We start from the raw sequence: 19,004 nt of genomic DNA, 5'->3' as shown, positions 1-19,004 counted from the left end.
ATGGCTGATTGCCCGTTGCAACTGCTGCGCTGGCTGCAACGGGACTGTTTACTCGAAGGCTTTAGCGAAGGGTATAACCGCCGTCCACCACCCAATCCTGGCCGTAAACACTTCTGGCGCCGCTGCTTAGTTGAAACAGGACAACATCCGCAACGGCGCCGGCGTTGAGGAATTGGCCGTCCAGAAGTCGCTGATTGACCTGAGTGGCGACGCCGGCCAGCGCATCATTGCTCAAGCCCAACGTGGACCAGATCGGTGTCGCGGTAGGGCCCGGCGAAACCATGTTGATGCGAATACCCTGCGGCGCGAGTTCCACTGCCAGCGTGCGCGCCTGTGCTTTCAGCGCAACTTTGGAGGCGATGTAAGCGGCAAGTCCGGGGAATGTAACGTCCGCCAGGAACGTCCCGATGAAAACCACTGAGGCTGGTTGCGCCAAGTGTGGGCGCAAGCAGGCCAGTGTGTTTAATGCGCCAGCGCCATTGACCGCCCACTGGCGATCGAACGCTTGCAGGTCCAGCCCGTCGGCGAGTTCGGCAATCCCCGCGTTCGGCACGAGGTAATCTACCGGTCCGAGGCGGGAGGCGTGTTCGCCCAGTTGCTGAAGATCCGGTTTATTGCTGACGTCACCAGCGACCCACGTCAGTTGTTGCGGATAGCGCGCCGTCAACTCTTGCAATCCGCCTATTTGGCGAGACATGGCAAGTAGGCGGGCGCCTTGTGCAAGGAGCCGCTCCGCGACTGCCAGACCAATACCGGAACTCGCGCCGGTTATCACCGCCAAGCGACCTTCAAAATCATTACTCATCGTGTGCTTCCTGAGTGGATGGAATGTTGGAAGCACACTATTCAAAAGATGGGCCAAGTTCAGGGCCCTTGTATGACAAGGCTTTGGCCAGAGGTGCAGTCTTTATGACTGCGCAAGTTTGAAGTCCTAAAGACTACGCGCAGTCTTTTTGACACGAGGTATTCACTGCGGGGAGCAGCGCTTAGTTGGACGCCAACGTCAGCGCATGCACCCGCGAACTCAGCTCATTCAGACTGAACGGTTTGGTCAGCACTCTAGTAGTTGCATCGACCGACACCAGATTGGTCCCGCCGGCGAAACCGGTCACGAACAACACTTTCAACTGCGGATACTTCAACCGGAGTTGGGCGGCCAGACTGATGCCGTTCATCATTCCCGGCAGGCCGATGTCGGACACCAGCAAGTCCAGGTGATCAAGTTTTTCTGCCTGTTTGATCGCAGAAACACTGTCCACCGCTTCAACTACCCGGTAGCCACTTTCAGATAGCAACTCAGCGGCCATTTCACGAACAGCCGCTTCATCGTCAACCAGCAGAATGGTTTCGTTGTGCGCGGTGAGTTCATGTTCTTCAGGCGTGTCTGCAGAAGCTTTAAGTTCGCCGGGTTGCGAATGGTCGACGGGGAAATACATGGTCACGGTGGTGCCGATGCCGAGCGTGCTGTGAACCCGGACTTGCCCGCCGGATTGCTGGGTAAAACCATAAATCATCGACAGGCCCAGCCCGGTGCCTTCGCCGATCTTTTTGGTGGTGAAAAACGGATCGAAAATGCGCGACAGAATGTCGGGGCTGATGCCAGTGCCGGAGTCGGTGACGGAAATGCTCACGTAGGTGCCGGACGGCAGCAATTTTTCCGACGATGCCGCTTGGTCGATGACGCAGCGGTCGACCCGCAGATCCAGCGTGCCGCCATTGGGCATGGCATCGCGGGCGTTGATCGCAAGGTTGAGCAGGGCGTTTTCCAGCTGATTAAGATCACACTTGATCCGGTCATTGGCCTGGAATGAACACTGCACTGCGATACTCGGCCCGACCGAGCGACGAATGATCTCTTCAAGGTCTGCTACCACTTTGCGCGGTTCCAGCAGTTCGGGTTCGAGTGACTGTTGACGGGAAAAGGTCAGCAGTCGTTGAGTTAACGCCGCCGCCCGCGAGGCCGAGGTCATGGCCACCGAGTTGTAGCGCGACAGTTCGCCAAAACGACCGGCATCGATGCGCCGTTGCATCAATTCCAGGCTGCCGATGATGCCGGCCAGCAAGTTATTGAAGTCGTGCGCGATGCCGCCGGTAAGTTGCCCGACCGCTTCCATTTTCTGACTTTGGCGCAACTTGGATTCAGTCATGGCTCGCTCGTGCTGCTCAGCCTCCAGTTGCTGGGTGCGTTGCCCGATGCGCACTTCGAGCAGGTCATTCCAGTCGCGAAGTGCGCTTTCCAACTGCACGCGGTCGTCGATGTCTTCAATCGTGCCGTACCACTGTTCGCATTGGCCGTTGCTGTCGAGACTGCATAAGGCGCGAACCCGGAACCAACGGTAATCGGCAGTGTTTTTGCGGATGCGGATCTGCGAGTCGAACGGTTTTAAAGTGACCAGCGACTGGTCCCAAAGCGTAATCAGTGAAACACGATCATCAGGATGAACAGCGTTGGCCCACTCCCGACTTAGCGTCTGCTTGGCGGTGAGGCCGGTGTATTCGTACCAGCGTTGATCAATCGAACTAAGGTCGCCGGCAACATCGGCGGTCCATGGCCACAATGGATTCAACTCGGCGGCGATACGGTAGTGTCTTTCGCTTTCGCGCAGTTTGTTTTCCGTAGAACGCATGACGCCCAAGGTTTTCGAGCGCTTTAATACCCCGCCCAGCAAGTTGCTGTAGCCGCGCAAGAAGTCGATATCGCTTTCGGTGAATTCGCGAGGCGTGTGGCTATCCACTTCAAAAATACCGAAAGGCCGCTCGCCCTCAGCGCCGAGGACCAGCACGTTAACGAAGGCCTTGACGCCATTTTCGGTTTGAAAGTGGTGATAACGAAAGCGTGTCTCGGTAGCGATGTCGGTCGAAATTACCGGGCTGTTGGTTTCCAGCGAATACCACTCCGGGCTGCCCACCGTGGCCTGAACTCGCACTTGGCCGACCACATCCGGCGTCCAGCCAACACCGTTGCGGACCAGGAAAGTAATGCCGTCATCAAGTAACAACATGAACTTGGCCATGTTGGTTTCCAACGCATCGCCGACTAAGCGACACGCCTCATCCAGAATATGTTCAAGGTCATCCGACGCCACGGCCAACTCGCCAAACCTGGCGAGGACCTTGCGCTGACGCAGTAGTGTTTCCTCGGTAGCCATGTCATCACCCATCTCATTTGTATATCCGAGGGTGCTGTTGCGGTCGGGTTCAATCGATATGATCGAAGGCTGATCGCCGGTGCGCTTAGTGCCGTTCCGCGACGCCGGGCACGTCCATGTTGATCTTGCGCCAAGCCGCTTCGGACAAGCTGTAGACCGAAAACGCAATCAGCCCCAAGGCCATTACCATCAGAATCACACCGCCGGCCGGCAAGTTCTGCAACGCATTCAGCGCATCTTTCATGCCCGGCGGATTGATCGCCTTATAGCTTGAGCCGCTGATCATCAACAGCAAGGCGATCTCGATGAACACGACGCCACGGGCGATAAGACCGAATCGCGAGACCGGCCTTACATAGCGCATCACTTCTTCGTCGGCTTCAAAGTACTTCTCGAACGAAGCTTTCCAGCCCTTGATGATGTGCGCGATACCCACGCCCAGTGGCACCAGTGCGACGAGGTAGACCAACAAGTTCGAGTGTTCCCACGACAACAACTGCGCGAGCAAGTCTTTGGTTTGCCCACCTCCGGAACCGCCCGAACTATTGATCCCGCTGACCAGCAACCCCAGGGCAAAGAACGCCAGAGCGCCGTTGACGACACCGCCCGCCAACAACCCTGCACGGATCACCAGACCCTTGAACTCTTTGCCGTGGTGGTCAACATCGCGGGTCGCTTGCAATACGCGCCAAGCCGCGAATGCCAGCAAACCGGCGACGACAATGCCAATCAGCAAGTAGCCGAATGGTTGGCTCAACAAGGCTTCCAGGCTCTTGTGACTGTCTTTGGGTTTGCTCGAATCCTGGGCCGCGAGTAACGCGAAGATCCCGATAATCAGGTAAAGGATGCCCCGGGCGGCATAACCGCTTCGAGCTAAAACGATAAGGCTGTGTTGCGTGGACATTGCTGTTAATTCCCGAAAAGTTATACAGGAGAGACCTGTAACGGCGGACGGGGTTCGATCTGGCTTCGACTTGCAGTGAAGTCGGCCAAATGTACTCAGGTGTACATTCACAGGTCGTCCGAGTACATTCGGGTCACGCATTTTTCAGCAAGGCAGGACCCGATGTCTCAGTTAGGCAAAGCACGCGGCAAGGCGCAGGACAGCGGATGGCGCGGTTCGCCCGAGGGTTGGCTCGCCGCCGCTTACGATGCGCTGAAGGAGTCGGGCATCGATGCCGTTCGGGTGATGCCGCTGGCGAAACGCCTGGGATTATCGCGAACCAGCTTCTATTGGTTCTTCGAGGATCGCGAGCAATTGCTCGCCGCTTTGCTCACACGCTGGCGCGACACCAACACCGGCGGGTTGATCCGCCAAAGCGAGAGTTACGCGGAAAGCATTTCCGAAGCGATCCTCAATGTCTTCGAATGCTGGCTCAACCCGCAGACGTTCGATTCGCAATTCGAGTTCGCCGTGCGCAGCTGGGCGCTACAGTCTGCCGAGGTTGCCGCCGAAGTCGCCACCGCCGATGAGCAACGTATCAGCGCGCTGGCCAGCATGTTCAAGCGTTTCGGTTACGACTTCAACGCCGCCGACACCCGCGCGCGCACGATCTATCTGACGCAGATCGGTTACATCACGATGAACACCAGCGAGGAAATCACCGTGCGTTTTCAGCGCATCCCGCATTACGTGAGCATCTTCACCGGCAAAGTACCAAAGCAGCGCGAACTGGACCGTTTCTACGGAAAGTTCGGTTACGCCGAAAGCGAGCCGGGGCACTTTGTGCCGTTGACCGACACGTTCGAGGACGCCGCGAAATGAGCAGCCAGACGCCGGGAATCCAGACGCTGGGAATCATCGGCGGAACTGGCTGGCTGGGTGGCTCGATTGCAAAAGCGCTGCTGGCGAAAGGCGTGTTTGCACAAGGCCATCTGGTTATTTCCAATCGATCCGGCAGTCATCCGTTAGCGCGCGAAGGCGCGCAACTGGTCACCGATAATCAGGCACTGGTGGCCCGCAGCGGGCTGATTATCCTCGCCGTGCGCCCCGAACACTTCGCCAATCTCAACATTGATGCCTCGGGCAAAACCGTGATCTCGCTGATGGCCGGGATCACTGCGCAGGCGATTTCAAAGCAGACTTCGGCAGCGGCGGTCATCCGGGCGATGCCCAACGCAGCGGTGGAAATCGAGCGATCGTTCACGCCGTGGTTTTGTTTTGGCGAGGTGGATGCGGAGACAAAAAGTCTGGTGCAGCGTTTGTTCGAAAGCGTCGGCACAGCGGCTGAAGTGACGCAAGAGGATCACATCGAGGTGCTCTCGGCGCTGTCCGGTACCGGTCCGGCGTTTCCTGCGTTATTACTGACCGCGTTGGCCAAGCAGGCGACGCTAGCCGGAATACCTGCCGATATCGCACAACTCGCGGCGAAGAATGTGGTGGTGCATAGCAGCCAGTTACTCGCCAGCCGCGATGCTCAGGAAACCCTCGATAGCTTGATTGCGTATCGGGGTGTGACCGCCGCCGCGTTACAGTCGATGACGGATGGTCAGTTCGAGCAACAGATCGGCAAGGCTTTGGAGGAGGGCGCTGCCGTCGCGCGTAAAGGCCTTTGACCCGCATCACCGCAGCGTCCTCTAAATGAGGGCGCTGCGGCGTCAGCTCAGAGGTCTTTCACCAGGCGCAGCGCGTCGTAAATCGCGGCGTGGGTGTTGCGCGCCGACACGGCATCGCCAATCCGGAACAATTGGAAACGACCTTCGGGGTGCGTGACGATGTTCTGGGTCTTGCCGGCGATCAAATTGTGCTGTTCGACCGCGCCGCCATTGCTCGAATATCCCCGCAGCTCGAAGTACAGATCGTCCAGCGGCAGGGTGCCGTGATTGATCACCACCTGATCGACCACCCGCTGTTTATTCACTCGGCCGTAATCGCTGCCAAAGCTGACCAGCAACTTGCCATCGCGTTTTTCCACGGCCTCGACCCGATAGGTCACGGTAAACGTGACGTCGAGGTCTTGCAGGCTGCGCATGTACGGCACCAGGTTCATCGCCATGACTTCCGGCGCAAACGACCGGTCGGGCGTGACGATTTCGAGGGTGGCGCCACTGTTGGCGATGACTTCAGCGGCCTGCAACGCCGCATGGTCGCCGGCGTCATCGAAGATAAGCACGTTGCGCCCGGGTTTGACGTCGCCGGAAATGATGTCCCACGCCGACACCACCAGTTCATTGCCGTGTTTCAGCACTTCGGTGTGCGGCAGACCGCCAGTGGCGACGATGACCACGTCCGGTTCTTGCGCCAGCACCGTATCGGCCTCGGCCCAGGTGTTGAAATGGAATTTGACCCCGAGCCGTTCGCACTGGGCCATGCGCCAGTCGATGATGCTGATCATCTCGCGGCGGCGCTCGCTTAACGCGGTCAAGCGGATCTGCCCGCCGGGCTGGTCGGCGACTTCAAATACGGTGACGTCGTGCCCGCGCTCACCGGCGACCCGCGCCGCCTCCAGACCCGCCGGGCCAGTGCCAATAATCACTACGTTGCGTTTGACCGGCGCCTGCGCAATCTCGTGCGGCATTGTGGTTTCGCGGCCGGTCGCAGCGTTGTGGATGCAATACGCCGCGCCGCCCTGATAGATGCGGTCCAGGCAATAGTTGGCGCCGACGCACGGGCGGATTTCTTCCTCACGTTTTTCGATGATTTTGCGCACGATGTGCGGGTCGGTCATGTGCGCGCGGGTCATGCCGACCATGTCGATCTTGCCGGAGGCGATGGCGTGCCGGGCGGTGGCGACGTCGGGAATCTTCGCTGCGTGGAATGTCGGGAAACCGGTCGCCGCGCGGATTTCACCGGCGAAATCCAGGTGCGGCGAGTTGCGCATGCCCTGGATCGGAATCACGTCGGTGAGGCCGGCATCGGTGTCGATGTGGCCACGCACCACGTTGAGAAAATCCACCAGGCCGCTGTCCTTGAGCAGGTGCGAAATCGCCATGCCTTCCTGCGCGCCAAAGCCGCCGGGCAGGTCCTCGTCGCCGGTATAGCGCACGCCGAGAATGAAATCCTCGCCGCATTGTTTGCGGATGCCGCGCAGCACATCGAAGGTGAAACGCAGGCGATTTTCCAGCGAACCGCCGTAAGGTCCGTCGAGATCGTTGGTCAGCGGCGACCAGAATTGGTCCATCAAATGCCCGTAGGCCTGCAGCTCCAGGCCGTCGAGGCCGGCGGCTTTCATGCGCTCGGCGGCGTCCACGTAATCCTTGATGATGCGCTCGATGTCCCACTCTTCCATTTTCTTCGGGAACGAGCGGTGCGACGCCTCGCGGCGATGCGAGGGCGAGACCACCGGCAGCCAGTCGGCTTTGTCCCAGCGCGTGCGACGGCCCAGATGCGTCAGTTGAATCATCACCGCCGCGCCGTGTTCGTGGCACTCATCGGTGAGGTCTTTGAGCCAGCCGACCACTTCGTCCTTGTACGCCAGGATGTTGTTGAACACCGGCGGACTGTCGCGTGACACCGCCGCAGAACCGGCGGTCATGGTCAACGCCACGCCAGCCTTGGCGCGCTCGACGTGATAGGCCCGATAAAGATCCTTGGGCATGCCGTCGACCGGATACGCCGGTTCGTGCGAGGTGGTCATGATGCGGTTACGCAAGGTCAGGTTTTTGATTGTGTAGGGCTGCAACAGGGGATCGCTGGACATGTGGTGCGCTCCTCGAACAAACATCAGGCGTTGGTTTTGACATAACGGTATGTCCAATGTTCACAGGCGTCAACCGATCATGACACAGGTGTACATTTTGCTTGTGTCACCGCAAAACCGCGATTAACATCCGCTAAAACAAGAAACGCCGATGATGTTTTGATGCCCTGTGACTGCGATCTTGTTTGCTCTCCTGTCGGAGAGGTTTGTTGCTTCTGCTGCCCTGCCAATAACTATTCGAATAGAAAGCGGAGATGCACGATGACTAACCAAACGTTATCCAGTAAGAGCCTGATCGGCTGGCTTGCAGCGGCGGCGCTGGGCACTTGCAGCCTGGCCGCCAACGCCGCAGACCCGGCGCCGATCCGTATCGGCTGGGTCAACTGGTCGGACACCGAGATCACGGTGAAACTGGCCAGCGCCGCGTTACAGGACAACCTCAAACAACCCGTAAAACTGGTGCTGGCGGATATCGGTATTCAGTTCCAGGCGCTGGCCAACGGCAACATCGACTTGATCCCGATGGTCTGGTTGCCCAGTACGCACAAGGCTTTCCACGACAAGTACCGCGACAAGATTGAAGACCTTGGCGTGCTCTATGAAGGGCGGATCGGCATGGCGGTGCCGACGTCAATTCCTGAAAGTGAGATCGCCAGTGTCGAAGACCTCAACAAGCCTGACGTGAAAGCCAAACTGGGCGGCAAGATCCTGACGTCTGAAGTCGGCAACGGCCAATACAAACTCACGGAACTGGCACTCAAGGAATACAAACTTGATGGCTACAAGATGGTCGCGTCTTCAGAGTCGGGCATGTTGAGTGAACTGGATCGCAACCTGAAACGCGATAAGTGGTCGTTGGTCAACGCCTGGAGTCCGCACTGGATGTTCTCCAAGTGGTCGCTGCGTTATCTGGATGATCCGAAGAAGATTTTCGGCGGCGCTGAACAAATCCACGCGTTCGCCCGCCAGGGTTTCAGCGCGGAACATCCGGAAGTGGCGCGCTTCTTCGCCAACTTCAAAATCCCTCAGGCGGACCTTGAAAAGCTGATGTTTGCGGCGCGGGAAAGTACTGCGGACAAGGTGGTGGCGGACTATTACGCGGCGAACAAACCACGGTTTGCGGCGATGTTTGAAACGGCAACAGCTGCGAGTGGCGTCACTCAATAACGAACAAGGGCGACGCTGTTGGCAGCGTCGCCCTTGGTTTTGCGCTAGTGCGTGAGCGTTATGGAACGGCCTGGCTATGCGAGTGCGGCTTGCCGGTCGGGTCTTCGATTTGAATGACATCGCCCTTGCGCCAGGCATCGGCGCCCGGATCAATCGCAGGCGCGGGGATGTCGGCGCGCGACTTGCTCTTCTCGGCACTGTTGATGCCGAATCGCTTGTCGCGTTCTGAGACTAACTTCTGATCAACCTGGCCATCCGCGGTGAATCCCATCATCAGTTGCGGAACGCCCAGCGGCAGGTCTTTATTGAGGTCGGTGTGCCACGTGTGCCAGGTCTTGCCGTAGGTGTGAACGAGCTTTTCCATCAGCGCATGTTCGGCAACTTCCGGGATCCCCGGCGCAACTAACTGGCCCGACTTCACCTCGTGGACATGGCTGTGCCACAAGGCTTTTTCAGCCTTCGGCAACTTGGCGAACAGTTGCTCGCTGATGATGTATTCCACGCCCATGAGCTTCGCGTCTTTGCGATTGCCGTCGTAAATCACGCACTGGATCACCTCTTCATTGAGGATCGAACAGTAGTGATGCGCCTCCATCTGTACATCGGGATGTCCATTGTAAAAATGGAAGCCATCGAGGTAAGCATTCAGCGCTTCAATCGGCGGGCGCGATTGCATCAGCGCTGCGCCGGCCTCCAGGGTCTTGGTCGAGGGCGTTTTCTCCGCGCCCGGCGCAACGACATTAGAGTCCGTATTGTTTGCGGCGCAGGCCGTCAGCAGTCCACTGACCGTCAGCATCAACAGTGGTCGGGACAGGGCAAAAGTGGCGCGTTTGCTTTTCATTGCAGATCCCTCTTACAAAGACTTGGAGCGTCGCTTAATCGATTCGCGGATGTTGCTGCACCAGGTTCTTACGCTTGGCTTCCAGCTCGGCAATTTCCGCATCGATGTCTTCAATCTTCTGCTCGATGTTGTCGTGATGTTCCTGCAGCAGTTCCTGTGCTTCTTCAATATCGGAAGCCGCCGGTGCTGCACCGCGTAATGGCTTGTTCGCGGTTTCTTTCATGGTGATACCTGTCGCCAACCCGATGACCGCAACGACCATCAAGTAATAAGCGGGCATGTACAGGTTCTGCGTGCTTTCCACCAACCAGGCAACGAGGGTAGGGGTGAGGCCGGCGATCAATACCGAAATATTGAAAGCACTGGCCAGCGCGCTGTAACGGATGTGGGTCGGAAACATCGCCGGGAGTGTCGACGCCATGACCCCAATGAAGAAGTTGAGCAACACCGCCAGCATCAGCAGCCCAGAGAAGATCAAACCGAGTTTGCCGCTGTTGATCAGCATGAAGGCCGGGATCGCCAGAAAGAACAAACCGATGCTGCCGCAAATAATGAAAGGACGACGGCCGATCTTGTCGCTGATGAAACCGATCATCGGCTGCACGAACAGCATGCCGACCATGATCGCGATGATGATCAATACGCCGTGGTTTTCGCTGTAGTGCAAGTTGTGCGTCAGGTAGCTCGGCATGTACGTGAGCAACATGTAGTAAGTCACGTTAGTCGCTGCGACCACGCCAACGCAGGTCATCAGGCTGCGCCAATGTTTGGTGGCGACTTCCTTGAACGACACTTTAGGACCGCTGGCCAGGCCTTCGCGGTCGCCTTGTTCGAGTTTCTCGACATGTTGCTGGAAGGCCGGGGTTTCTTCGAGCGCGTTACGCAAGTAGAGGCCGATCATGCCCAGTGGCAGGGCGAGGAAGAACGGCAGTCGCCAGCCCCAGGATTCAAACTGCTCTTCGCCCAAAATCGTCGAAATCAGCACTACGACGCCGGCGCCGAAGACAAACCCGGCGATTGAGCCGAAGTCCAGCCAACTGCCGAGGAAACCGCGCTTGCGATCCGGCGCGTATTCGGCGACGAAGATCGAGGCGCCGGTGTATTCACCGCCCACCGAGAAACCTTGGGCCATTTTCGCCAGCAACAGCAGGATCGGCGCCCAGATACCAATCGAGGCGTAGGAGGGGATCAGGCCGATGGCGAACGTGCTGAGCGACATGATCACGATGGTCGCCGCGAGGACTTTCTGTCGGCCGTATTTATCGCCCAACGTGCCGAAAAACAGACCGCCCAGCGGCCGGATCAAGAACGGCACGGAGAACGTCGCCAACGCAGCAATCATCTGCACGCTTGGGTCGGCGCCAGGGAAAAACACCTTGCCGAGCACGTAGGCGACAAAACCGTAGACGCCGAAGTCGAACCATTCCATGGCGTTGCCAAGCGCGGCGGCGGTGATCGCTTTGCGCATCTTGACGTCGTCGACGATGGTGATGTCTTTCAAACCAATCGGTTTGACTTTTTTCTCACGAGATTTCATGCGGACCACTCTGTACCTGATCAGTCTTGATGCAAACCGCCGAGCCCGCTGTGGCGTGGGCTAGACGCGTTTGCCGTTGCCGGTGCTATCTTTTTGATGTCACGGCTTGTTCCTGATCAGATACAAGAGGAAACGAAATAATTCACCGCTGGCTGAGTTTTTTTGCTGGTGGCAGAAGGTGGGACGGGCGTCTCAGAGGTTTACGGGCAGGTTTCTGGTTGCATCGGAAGGTGCATGTTTCACCCGCAGGCTTACCAGAACTATGTCCGGAAACACGTTAGAGTGCTCGCCACTGTCTGTTCAGAACTCAAAGAATGAATCGTCCGCTGTTTGTTTCCCTGGATGGCCCCAAAGGCACCGGCAAAACCACGCTGTTGGAGGCTATCACCCATGCGCTGAGGGTTGATAACAAGAAGGTGATCCGGCTTTGCGAGAAGAAAAGTGATCCCTTCAGGGGTAAAACGATGGCCTTGGTCAACCAGCTCGTCAGAAAACCCAGCGTCGATCTGGAGTGGGCGGTGTGTCAGCGGTTTGCTGAGAGCCGAGCCTGGATTTCGCAGAACGTGCTGACCAAACAGCCCCTGGACAGCATCATCCTGATTGACCGCTGGTATCCCTCTGATGCCGCGTTTCGCCGAATTGCCCCGTTCGCCGACATTCTGCAATTGAACCTTGATCAAAACGTGCAAGTGCCCGACCTGCATGTCGGGGTTGTCACCGATCCTGAGATTTCCTGGGCGCGCGCTGCGGCACGCTCGCGTGGGTTGAGTAGTACGGTGATGCACAAGCTCGAAGAACATGTCGCGAGCACCGAGGCGTTCGAGCGCGCGGTTGCTGAGCATGGCTGGGTTTTGTGCCGCAATGAAGGGACGATCGAGGCGGCGACGGCGCAGGTGGTTGCCGAGATTAATAGCGTTCTCGCTGGTTAGTCCGCGCGCAAAGCACCCTGTATCAGTGACGCGAATGAGGCGGTCATTTGCTGGATGTCATGCTGCCCTCGGATCAATGCGCCGGAGAGCGCTTCCCCGGCGCCGATCAGGCCGATACAGCGTCGCTCCAGTTCGTCTGCTGTCAGTGACGCAGCTGCGTGAGGCTTGAGCACGGCGATGAACATTTGCACGCAGTTATCCAGCAGTTCCTGAAATACCACTGATTTTTCTTCGCTGCCGGCCAGCGCCGCGCCGACTGCGTGAAACTCATCGGTGTGGTCCGCTGCGCACTGAATGTAGGCGCTGGCCAGAATCAGCGCGGTTTCGCCCGGCCCCTGTGTGGTGTTGGCCATGGCGTCACGCAATGCATTGACTCGCTCGGTATCAATCCATTTGTAGAGCTCGATCAACAACGCCGAGCGCGTCGCGAAGTGATCGTAAACCACCGGTTTGGACACGCCGGCGCGGACGGCCAAATGCCCGAGAGTGAGTCTGTCGGCGCCTTCCTCGCGCACGATCAGCAGCGCCGTATCCAGCAATTGCTGGCGCCGTTCGGCTTTGGAAAGGCGCCGCGCCGCTGAAGGTTGGGTAGGTTGCTCGGTGATTTTTGGCACGTGATCGATTTCCAAAACAATAAAACCTACCAATGGTAGGCGAAAGTTACAGCGCTCATGTTAGGGTGTCTACAAATAGTAGGTTGCAGTCCCTGAACGAGGAGAATACACAATGTCAATTGATCCTATCTTGTTAATGGGCGGTTCCGGCGCGATTGGTCACCAGACTGCCCGGGCACTGCGCGCCGCGCATCCCGATTTGCCTTTATTGATCGGTGGCCGCGACCTGGCCAAAGTCCAGCAGGCGGCTGAACAGATTGGTGGAGCGCAGGGTGTGGTCATAGACGCTGCGGCAGCCGACTTGGGCTTGGGCAATCAGTCGGTCAGCGCCGTCATGGTGTTTTACATGGATCATGCCCTCGCCGGGTTGCGTTTCGCCCAACAGCGCGGTGTGCCTCACCTGAGTATTTCCTCCGGCGTGTTCGAGATCGCGCCGCAAATCGCGACTTACATGCACACGCCAGACGCAGCGCCGATTGTCCTCGGTTACGAATGGATGGTCGGCGCAACGACTGTGTCGACCCTGCACCTGGCCAAGGCGTTTAGCCGGGTGCACGACATCAGCATTCATGCGCTGGTCGATGAACAGGACGGCGGAGGGCCGACCGTCGCCAAGGATTTCGAACACTTGAGCAAGATGCTGCCAGCCGCCCTGACACGGCGCGACGGCGTGTATATCTGGCGCGAGGGCGAGGATGCCAAGGTCAACTTTCGCGCGGTCGATGGTACGCAAATGCAGGCCTCCGGTTTCTCCTCCATCGACGTTGTCGGTTTGGCCGCTGCGACTGGTGCGCCCAATGTGCAGTTCAATCTGGCCAGCGGGGTTAGTTCATCGCGACGCCAGGGACAGCCGATGTCGACTGAAATCATCATCGAACTCGCAGGCGAGGACTTGACCGGCAAACCGTTGCGCACCCGTCACGCCACCGTCCACCCGGCAGGTGCGGCGGCGCTGACCGGCCTGAGCGTCGCCATGCTCCTTGAGCGACTGCTCGGGCTCGACGGTCAACCAGCGACTGCGCCAGGACTCTACTTTCCTTATCAATTGCTCAACGCAGGCGCGTATCTGCAACGCTTCGGAAAAGAAGGGGGTGAGTTGCGTGAGTTGCCAATGCTCCAGTGACAGATAAATTCGGCAGTAGGGCAATGACATCGAGTTGGAGGCGATTCACTCGCTGAAGAAATAGATCACCCACCCGCACGCGCTTTGCCTCGGTACCGCAAGGTATCGAGGCTTTTTTATGCCTGAAAGATCTTCAGCAGTATGTTGAGACGATCAAGCAATAAACTGAGCAAGACGCACAAAAACGGCTTTCAAACCCACGTCAGACTACCTCCACATTCACACATTTGGAGAAGTCTAATGCTCACATCTTTTACTGCCTGGCTCCGGTTTATCAGCAAAGTCGATACTGTCGGAACTTCACTCATGCGATTGGCTATCGCTATTGTTTTTCTATGGATCGGAGCGCTGAAATTCGTTCCATATGAAGCTGACAGCATCACTCCTTTCGTTGCCAATAGCCCATTCATGTCTTTCTTCTATGAGCACCCAGAAGAATACAAAGCGCACCTCACACATGAAGGCGAGTTGAACGCAGAGAAGCGCGTTTGGCAAACCGCTAACAACACGTACGGTTTTTCGACTGGACTCGGGATCGTTGAAATCTTGATCGGTCTGCTCGTGCTGTCAAATTCGATTTCGCGACGTACTGGCCTGTTGGGTGGCGCGCTGGCCTTCGGTACACCGCTGGTAACGCTGAGCTTTTTGATTACCACTCCTGAGGCCTGGGTGGGCGCTCTCGGAGATGCGCAACATGGTTTTCCCTATCTGTCGGGGGCAGGTCGTTTGGTGCTCAAAGATGTACTGATGCTAGCCGGCTCTTTACCCGTGATGGCTGACTCCGCGCGTCAACTGCTCCGCGAACGCTCCGCTTGATCACTCTTGCCACTAGTTGGAAAAATATGATGAAAACCTTAATGGCTTTGTTCTTAATGGTCGTTGCCGGCTCTGCTTTTGCTGGCGAGGGTGCCCAGGCTGCACGTACAGGCGTTCCCTTGGACGTTGCTAAAACTATCAGCATCACTGATACCTCCTTCGCCTGCGGTATCGTGCCAGTTGAAATGGTTTATGAAGACTCAAAAGGTGAACGGCATACCGTCACCTACCAAGTGCAGGGCGGGGGATGCATGGGCGGCTGAATACGCTGTGCGTTGCTCGGACAGCACTGGCCTGTACGCGCTGATCTTTCGCCGAATTGCAATGCAGAGAACTCAACATAAAGGACGGCTGGCGATTACTTCGAATACTTTGTGAAGATGAAGTCATCCTGAGGAGGCAATTTGGTGTGGCACGCGAAACAGGTGTTCATGAGCTGCTCACTAGGGTTGGCTTTGCCATTTTCAAACTGGCCGTAACCCCAACCTCCAGTACTTGCGTAGCGCTTTGAGTCTTTAACTTCTATCTGCACGTTCGTCGGCTCTCCGGCTATGTATGACTGCACGCGACCGAAGACGGCGTTGTTCCTTGCGGAGGATTCATATTTATAAGCGAGTCGCGCGATGATGGTGCCGTCTGGAAATGGGATAGTCCCGTCACGATACGCTTTCATTGCAACATCATTTCCCAGGATCACACGAATGTCGGCTTTGTCACCCTCTTCATGGGCGATGCTAACGAATTGCCATTCGCGATATCCATCAGGAAGAGCGACTCCGAAAGTAGGCGAGCGATCTGCATCTGCGCCAGTAGACGAGTCTGCGTATGCAACAATTGAAACTCCCGCAATACCACTAAAAATACTGGCGATTGCAGTTACCACGAGCAATTTCGTCTTCATCTTATAACTCCTGCGACGGACGCAGTTGTATCGACTGCCGTCGTTTTAGGGCTTTATGAGAGCATCCGTAACACCACCGGATGCTCGTTCACTGACGAAGCGGTTCAATACTAAACCGCGACTTTTTGTCATTTGGCGTTAGCTGCTTTTTCGATCAGGCTGGCAACGACTTTCGGGTTGGACACCATCACAACGTGCGAGGCGTCTTTGACCGCGACGGTTTGCCTGGCGTGTGCCCGCTCGGCCATGAATACCTGGGCTTGTGCAGGAATGTTCTTGTCGGCGGTGCCATAGACGAACCAGGAAGGAATGGTTTTCCAGGCCGGCTCGGTCGACGCTTCATTTAGCGCGGCGACAGTGACGGGACGTTGAGTCGCCGCCATCACGCGCGCGTCCGCGTTGGAGACGTCCGCCGCAAACTGGTCGTGGAATTTGTCTTGCTGGATATACAAATCTTTGCCGCCGTCAGCCAAGGCAACTGGAGGAGCGAGGGTAGGGCCGAGCGTGCCACCTGGGAAACGTCCAGATAAATCTGCGGTGGATTCACCTGCCTCGGGTGCAATGGCTGCGACGAATACCAGCGCTTTGACATTGGCATTGCCGTAAGCCGCTTCGCTGATGACCGGGCCTCCATAGGAATGTCCGACCAGCACGACTGGCGTTTTAATGCTGGCGAGCACATCGGCGACCGACTGCGCGTCACCTTTGAGTGAGCGCAGCGGGTTCGAAGCTGCGATCACTGGATAGCCATCTTTTTCCAGAATTTTGACGACGCCATTCCAACTGCTCGAATCGGCGAAAGCGCCGTGTACGAGTACCACAGTCGGTTTGACCGGCGCTGCCAGCGCGGCGGTGGCACTAACCATCGCAGCTGCGAGGGCCAGACCTGCAAAAATCTTTTTCATTTAATGTTCCTCTGTAAGCGAGAGATGCGCTGTGAGCGACAGCAATAGTTAAACCGCTGGCTGTGTCCTGTATGTGTCGAAGTAGCGAGTGCTCCGCATGGAACTGTGTCTAATGCCACTTTTGCTACAAACAGATACAAGGTCTCCAGCATTTCAGTAGGCGAAACATTGGATTGTGTTTTGTGTTCGTTCTCACCAAAGCGATTAAAGCGGAGCATGCGTTTCAAGCACTTTATTAACGCCGGACCGCGGAGCTGCCTGATGAAACGAGTACTCATGCTGTTAGCCAATGGTGTCGAACCAATGGAGATGGCGGCTTTCACCGACGTGCTCGGCTGGGCTGACTTGCTCGGTGACTTTCCTGTTGAGTTAGTGAATGCAGGCCTTCGCAGGAAAATCATTACTACGTTCGGGCTCTCGCTTAATCCCAATTACCTGCTGAGCGATTTGGACGTCAGTAGCTTTGATGCTCTGGCATTGCCGGGTGGTTTCGAGCCGTCAGGATTCTATGAGGAAGCGCTTAGTGAGCCTTTCCTTGAAACCATTCGCCAATTTGTTGATGCCGGCAAACCTGTCGCCAGTGTTTGTGTGGCATCGGTGTGCTTGGGTGCGGCGGGCGTGCTACGTGATAAGAATGCGACGACGTATCACCAGGAGGGCGGAAAACGGAAAAACCAGTTAGTGGAATCTGGCGCTCTGTTCCTGGATCGACCTGTCGTAGTTCACGACAACATCATTACTTCCAGCGGTCCGGGCACCGCCACTGAAGTTGCGTTCTTGCTGTTGGAAAAACTGACCAGTCTAGAGAACGCTACTTATATCCGCCAAAAAATGCGCTTCGCCACACCGGATCGGGATTGGTACGACACGCCGCAGGTGCCGTAGTCCTCACTCAATATTATTTATCGACTTTCTGCAGGTAATTGTATGACTGACACAGCACTTATCGTCGTTGATATTCAGAACGACTATTTCTCCGGTGGAAAATGGGAACTCAATGCCGTTGACGCTGCGGCAGATAATGCTGCGCGCGTAATCGCATCGGCACGTGTTCGAGGCGACACAGTCATTCACATTCGGCACGAAACCCTTGCTGCCAATGCTCCTTTTTTTGTGCCTGGCTCCGTTGGTGCGCAACTGCATGAGAAGGTGCGTAATCAGAGCGACGAATTGGTCATCGTCAAACACTTTATGAATCCATATCGCGAGACACAACTGCGCGAGGTGCTGGAGAAGCAGGGCATTAAAAAAGTCGTTGTTGTCGGCAATATGAGTCACATGTGCATCGATGCGGTCACTCGCTCATCTGACGATTTCGGGTATGCCACAACAGTCATCCACGACGCCTGCGCGACTCATGATCTGGAATTTAATGGGGTAAAAGTTCCATCAGCTCTGGTGCACGCAGCCTTCATGGCCGCCTTGCAATTCGGCTACGCCAAAGTGCAGAGCGCAGATGAATATCTCTCCTGATTTTCCCTCGATAGGTTCAGAGGTTAACCCGATGGCAAACCCATCCGCTGCATTGGACTATTACTACTGGCCGACGCCGAACGGGCAAAAAGTCGCGATTTTTCTTGAAGAATCTGGCCGTCCCTATACGGCTCATCCGGTCAACATCAGCAAGGGCGAACAGTTTTCTCCCGAATACACAGGGCTTTCACCAAACCAACGCATACCAGCGATTGTAGATAACGAAGTTGGTGTTTCAGTTTTTGAATCGGGCGCAATTTTACTGTACTTGGCTCAACGTCGTGGTCAGTTTTTTCCGAGAGACTCAAAAGGGGCGGCGTCGGTTCTACAGTGGTTATTCTGGCAGGCTGCCAGTCTCGGCCCGATACTTGGGCAAGCGGTGTTTTTTTTAAACTACGCCTCCGAGCATGTTCCGCTTGCGGTAGAGCGATTCAGTAAAGAGACCGAGCGACTTTATAAAGTGATGGAGCAGCAGTTGAGCCATCAGCCTTTTATTGCAGGTGAATACTCGATCGCTGACATGGCGATTTACCCATGGTTGCTGCAACACGAGAAGCAAGGCATGACATTGGAGACCTATCCGCACATTGCCGCCTGGCTTGCGAAAATTACTGCCCGGCCAGCGGTGATCCGTGCCTACGCTAAAGGAGAGGAAATTCGCCCATCAGGGCAAACCGATCAGGACAGGAAAAAGCTCTACAAGTTGTCGTAAGGACCGTCGCTGCGACTGAAGGAAATGATGTAAAGGCGTGCGGGACGCCAATGTGTCTCGCAGATACGTGTAACGCTCCGGCCTGCAAGGCGTTGCATTGATGGTATCGGCGGGTGCTCAGTGAACACCTCGTTGGTGACGTCATCGATGGGCGCCGGGAAGCGAGTGAATTGCACCTGTTTACGAATCCGTAGAGG

Annotated in this window: 19 protein-coding genes; 10 read left to right on the top strand and 9 right to left on the bottom strand. The window is 56.6% G+C overall.

Translation table 11 applies throughout. The features are described from left to right. Nucleotides 1-61: 61 nt before the first annotated feature. The 3 genes from BI292_RS01845 to BI292_RS01835 form a co-directional block, all read right to left on the bottom strand. Nucleotides 62-805 carry an SDR family NAD(P)-dependent oxidoreductase gene (locus BI292_RS01845; protein ID WP_101206795.1) on the bottom strand — a complete coding sequence of 248 codons (744 nt, stop codon included), beginning with the start codon at nucleotides 803-805 and terminating at the stop codon, nucleotides 62-64. Nucleotides 806-986: 181 nt separating this feature from the next. Next, nucleotides 987-3,149, bottom strand: coding sequence for an ATP-binding protein (locus BI292_RS01840; protein WP_101206816.1), 2,163 nt, complete (start codon nucleotides 3,147-3,149; stop codon nucleotides 987-989). An 85-nt stretch (nucleotides 3,150-3,234) separates the two neighbouring features. Further along, nucleotides 3,235-4,053: a DUF1206 domain-containing protein gene (locus BI292_RS01835; protein WP_092281128.1), complete on the bottom strand. Its 819-nt coding sequence runs from the start codon at nucleotides 4,051-4,053 to the stop codon at nucleotides 3,235-3,237. A 162-nt stretch (nucleotides 4,054-4,215) separates the two neighbouring features. Between BI292_RS01835 and BI292_RS01830 the strand changes: the two genes are divergently transcribed. Next, the gene (locus BI292_RS01830) at nucleotides 4,216-4,914 is read left to right on the top strand and encodes a TetR/AcrR family transcriptional regulator (protein WP_101206794.1); all 699 of its coding nucleotides are present in this window, start codon (nucleotides 4,216-4,218) and stop codon (nucleotides 4,912-4,914) included. Continuing rightward, complete coding sequence (locus tag BI292_RS01825; protein WP_101206793.1) at nucleotides 4,911-5,705, top strand: pyrroline-5-carboxylate reductase; 795 nt, start codon at nucleotides 4,911-4,913, stop codon at nucleotides 5,703-5,705. Before BI292_RS01830 ends, BI292_RS01825 begins: the two co-directional genes overlap by 4 nt. Nucleotides 5,706-5,752: 47 nt before the next feature. Here the strand turns inward: BI292_RS01825 and BI292_RS01820 are convergent, their stop codons facing one another. Next, nucleotides 5,753-7,789, bottom strand: coding sequence for an NADH:flavin oxidoreductase (locus BI292_RS01820; RefSeq protein WP_178076513.1), 2,037 nt, complete (start codon nucleotides 7,787-7,789; stop codon nucleotides 5,753-5,755). Between the two features lie 261 nt (nucleotides 7,790-8,050). On the opposite strand from BI292_RS01820, the gene BI292_RS01815 reads away from it, so the two are divergent. After that, a complete protein-coding gene (locus BI292_RS01815; RefSeq protein ID WP_101206791.1) occupies nucleotides 8,051-8,956 on the top strand; it encodes a glycine betaine ABC transporter substrate-binding protein in 906 nt (301 codons plus the stop codon). 58 nt (nucleotides 8,957-9,014) lie between these two features. Here the strand turns inward: BI292_RS01815 and BI292_RS01810 are convergent, their stop codons facing one another. Together BI292_RS01810 and proP are read right to left on the bottom strand one after the other, a co-directional pair. Then, nucleotides 9,015-9,752 (bottom strand): OBAP family protein, encoded by a 738-nt coding sequence (locus BI292_RS01810; protein ID WP_101206815.1) that lies wholly within the window; start codon nucleotides 9,750-9,752, stop codon nucleotides 9,015-9,017. Between the two features lie 79 nt (nucleotides 9,753-9,831). After that, a complete protein-coding gene (gene proP, locus BI292_RS01805; RefSeq protein ID WP_101206790.1) occupies nucleotides 9,832-11,334 on the bottom strand; it encodes a glycine betaine/L-proline transporter ProP in 1,503 nt (500 codons plus the stop codon). A 314-nt stretch (nucleotides 11,335-11,648) separates the two neighbouring features. Here proP and BI292_RS01800 point away from each other — a divergent pair, with 314 nt between their 5' ends. Continuing rightward, a complete protein-coding gene (locus BI292_RS01800) occupies nucleotides 11,649-12,263 on the top strand; it encodes a dTMP kinase (protein WP_101206789.1) in 615 nt (204 codons plus the stop codon). On the opposite strand, the gene BI292_RS01795 is transcribed toward BI292_RS01800, so the two are convergent. Beyond that, complete coding sequence (locus tag BI292_RS01795; RefSeq protein ID WP_256592602.1) at nucleotides 12,260-12,892, bottom strand: TetR/AcrR family transcriptional regulator; 633 nt, start codon at nucleotides 12,890-12,892, stop codon at nucleotides 12,260-12,262. The two genes, BI292_RS01800 and BI292_RS01795, sit on opposite strands and share 4 nt — an antisense overlap. Before the next feature lie 97 nt (nucleotides 12,893-12,989). Here BI292_RS01795 and BI292_RS01790 point away from each other — a divergent pair, with 97 nt between their 5' ends. The 3 genes from BI292_RS01790 to BI292_RS01780 all read left to right on the top strand — a co-directional run bounded on the left by BI292_RS01790 (nucleotide 12,990) and on the right by BI292_RS01780 (nucleotide 15,079). Next, the gene (locus BI292_RS01790; protein WP_101206788.1) at nucleotides 12,990-14,000 is read left to right on the top strand and encodes a saccharopine dehydrogenase; all 1,011 of its coding nucleotides are present in this window, start codon (nucleotides 12,990-12,992) and stop codon (nucleotides 13,998-14,000) included. 240 nt (nucleotides 14,001-14,240) lie between these two features. Next, on the top strand, nucleotides 14,241-14,816 hold the full coding sequence (gene rclC / locus BI292_RS01785; RefSeq protein ID WP_092281142.1) for a reactive chlorine resistance membrane protein RclC: 576 nt from the start codon (nucleotides 14,241-14,243) through the stop codon (nucleotides 14,814-14,816). A gap of 29 nt (nucleotides 14,817-14,845) precedes the next feature. Next, a complete protein-coding gene (locus tag BI292_RS01780) occupies nucleotides 14,846-15,079 on the top strand; it encodes a DUF2790 domain-containing protein (RefSeq protein ID WP_101206787.1) in 234 nt (77 codons plus the stop codon). Nucleotides 15,080-15,174: 95 nt separating this feature from the next. Here the strand turns inward: BI292_RS01780 and BI292_RS01775 are convergent, their stop codons facing one another. Beyond that, the gene (locus BI292_RS01775; protein ID WP_101206786.1) at nucleotides 15,175-15,717 is read right to left on the bottom strand and encodes a cytochrome P460 family protein; all 543 of its coding nucleotides are present in this window, start codon (nucleotides 15,715-15,717) and stop codon (nucleotides 15,175-15,177) included. Between the two features lie 128 nt (nucleotides 15,718-15,845). Continuing rightward, on the bottom strand, nucleotides 15,846-16,622 hold the full coding sequence (locus BI292_RS01770) for an alpha/beta fold hydrolase (protein WP_101206785.1): 777 nt from the start codon (nucleotides 16,620-16,622) through the stop codon (nucleotides 15,846-15,848). Between the two features lie 261 nt (nucleotides 16,623-16,883). Here BI292_RS01770 and BI292_RS01765 point away from each other — a divergent pair, with 261 nt between their 5' ends. The 3 genes from BI292_RS01765 to BI292_RS01755 are packed head-to-tail and all read left to right on the top strand — an operon-like array spanning nucleotide 16,884 to nucleotide 18,807. Then, a complete protein-coding gene (locus BI292_RS01765; protein ID WP_101206784.1) occupies nucleotides 16,884-17,507 on the top strand; it encodes a DJ-1/PfpI family protein in 624 nt (207 codons plus the stop codon). A gap of 42 nt (nucleotides 17,508-17,549) precedes the next feature. Beyond that, on the top strand, nucleotides 17,550-18,095 hold the full coding sequence (locus tag BI292_RS01760; RefSeq protein WP_101206783.1) for a cysteine hydrolase family protein: 546 nt from the start codon (nucleotides 17,550-17,552) through the stop codon (nucleotides 18,093-18,095). Between the two features lie 31 nt (nucleotides 18,096-18,126). Further along, the gene (locus tag BI292_RS01755; RefSeq protein WP_101206782.1) at nucleotides 18,127-18,807 is read left to right on the top strand and encodes a glutathione S-transferase family protein; all 681 of its coding nucleotides are present in this window, start codon (nucleotides 18,127-18,129) and stop codon (nucleotides 18,805-18,807) included. Nucleotides 18,808-19,004: the final 197 nt, after the last annotated feature.

Origin of the sequence: Pseudomonas sp. 43NM1 (assembly GCF_002836905.1) — a bacterium.
Taxonomy (GTDB): domain Bacteria; phylum Pseudomonadota; class Gammaproteobacteria; order Pseudomonadales; family Pseudomonadaceae; genus Aquipseudomonas; species Aquipseudomonas prosekii.
The sequence above is the reverse complement of the archived record's forward strand: the minus strand, read 5'-3'. Positions and strand labels throughout refer to the sequence as shown.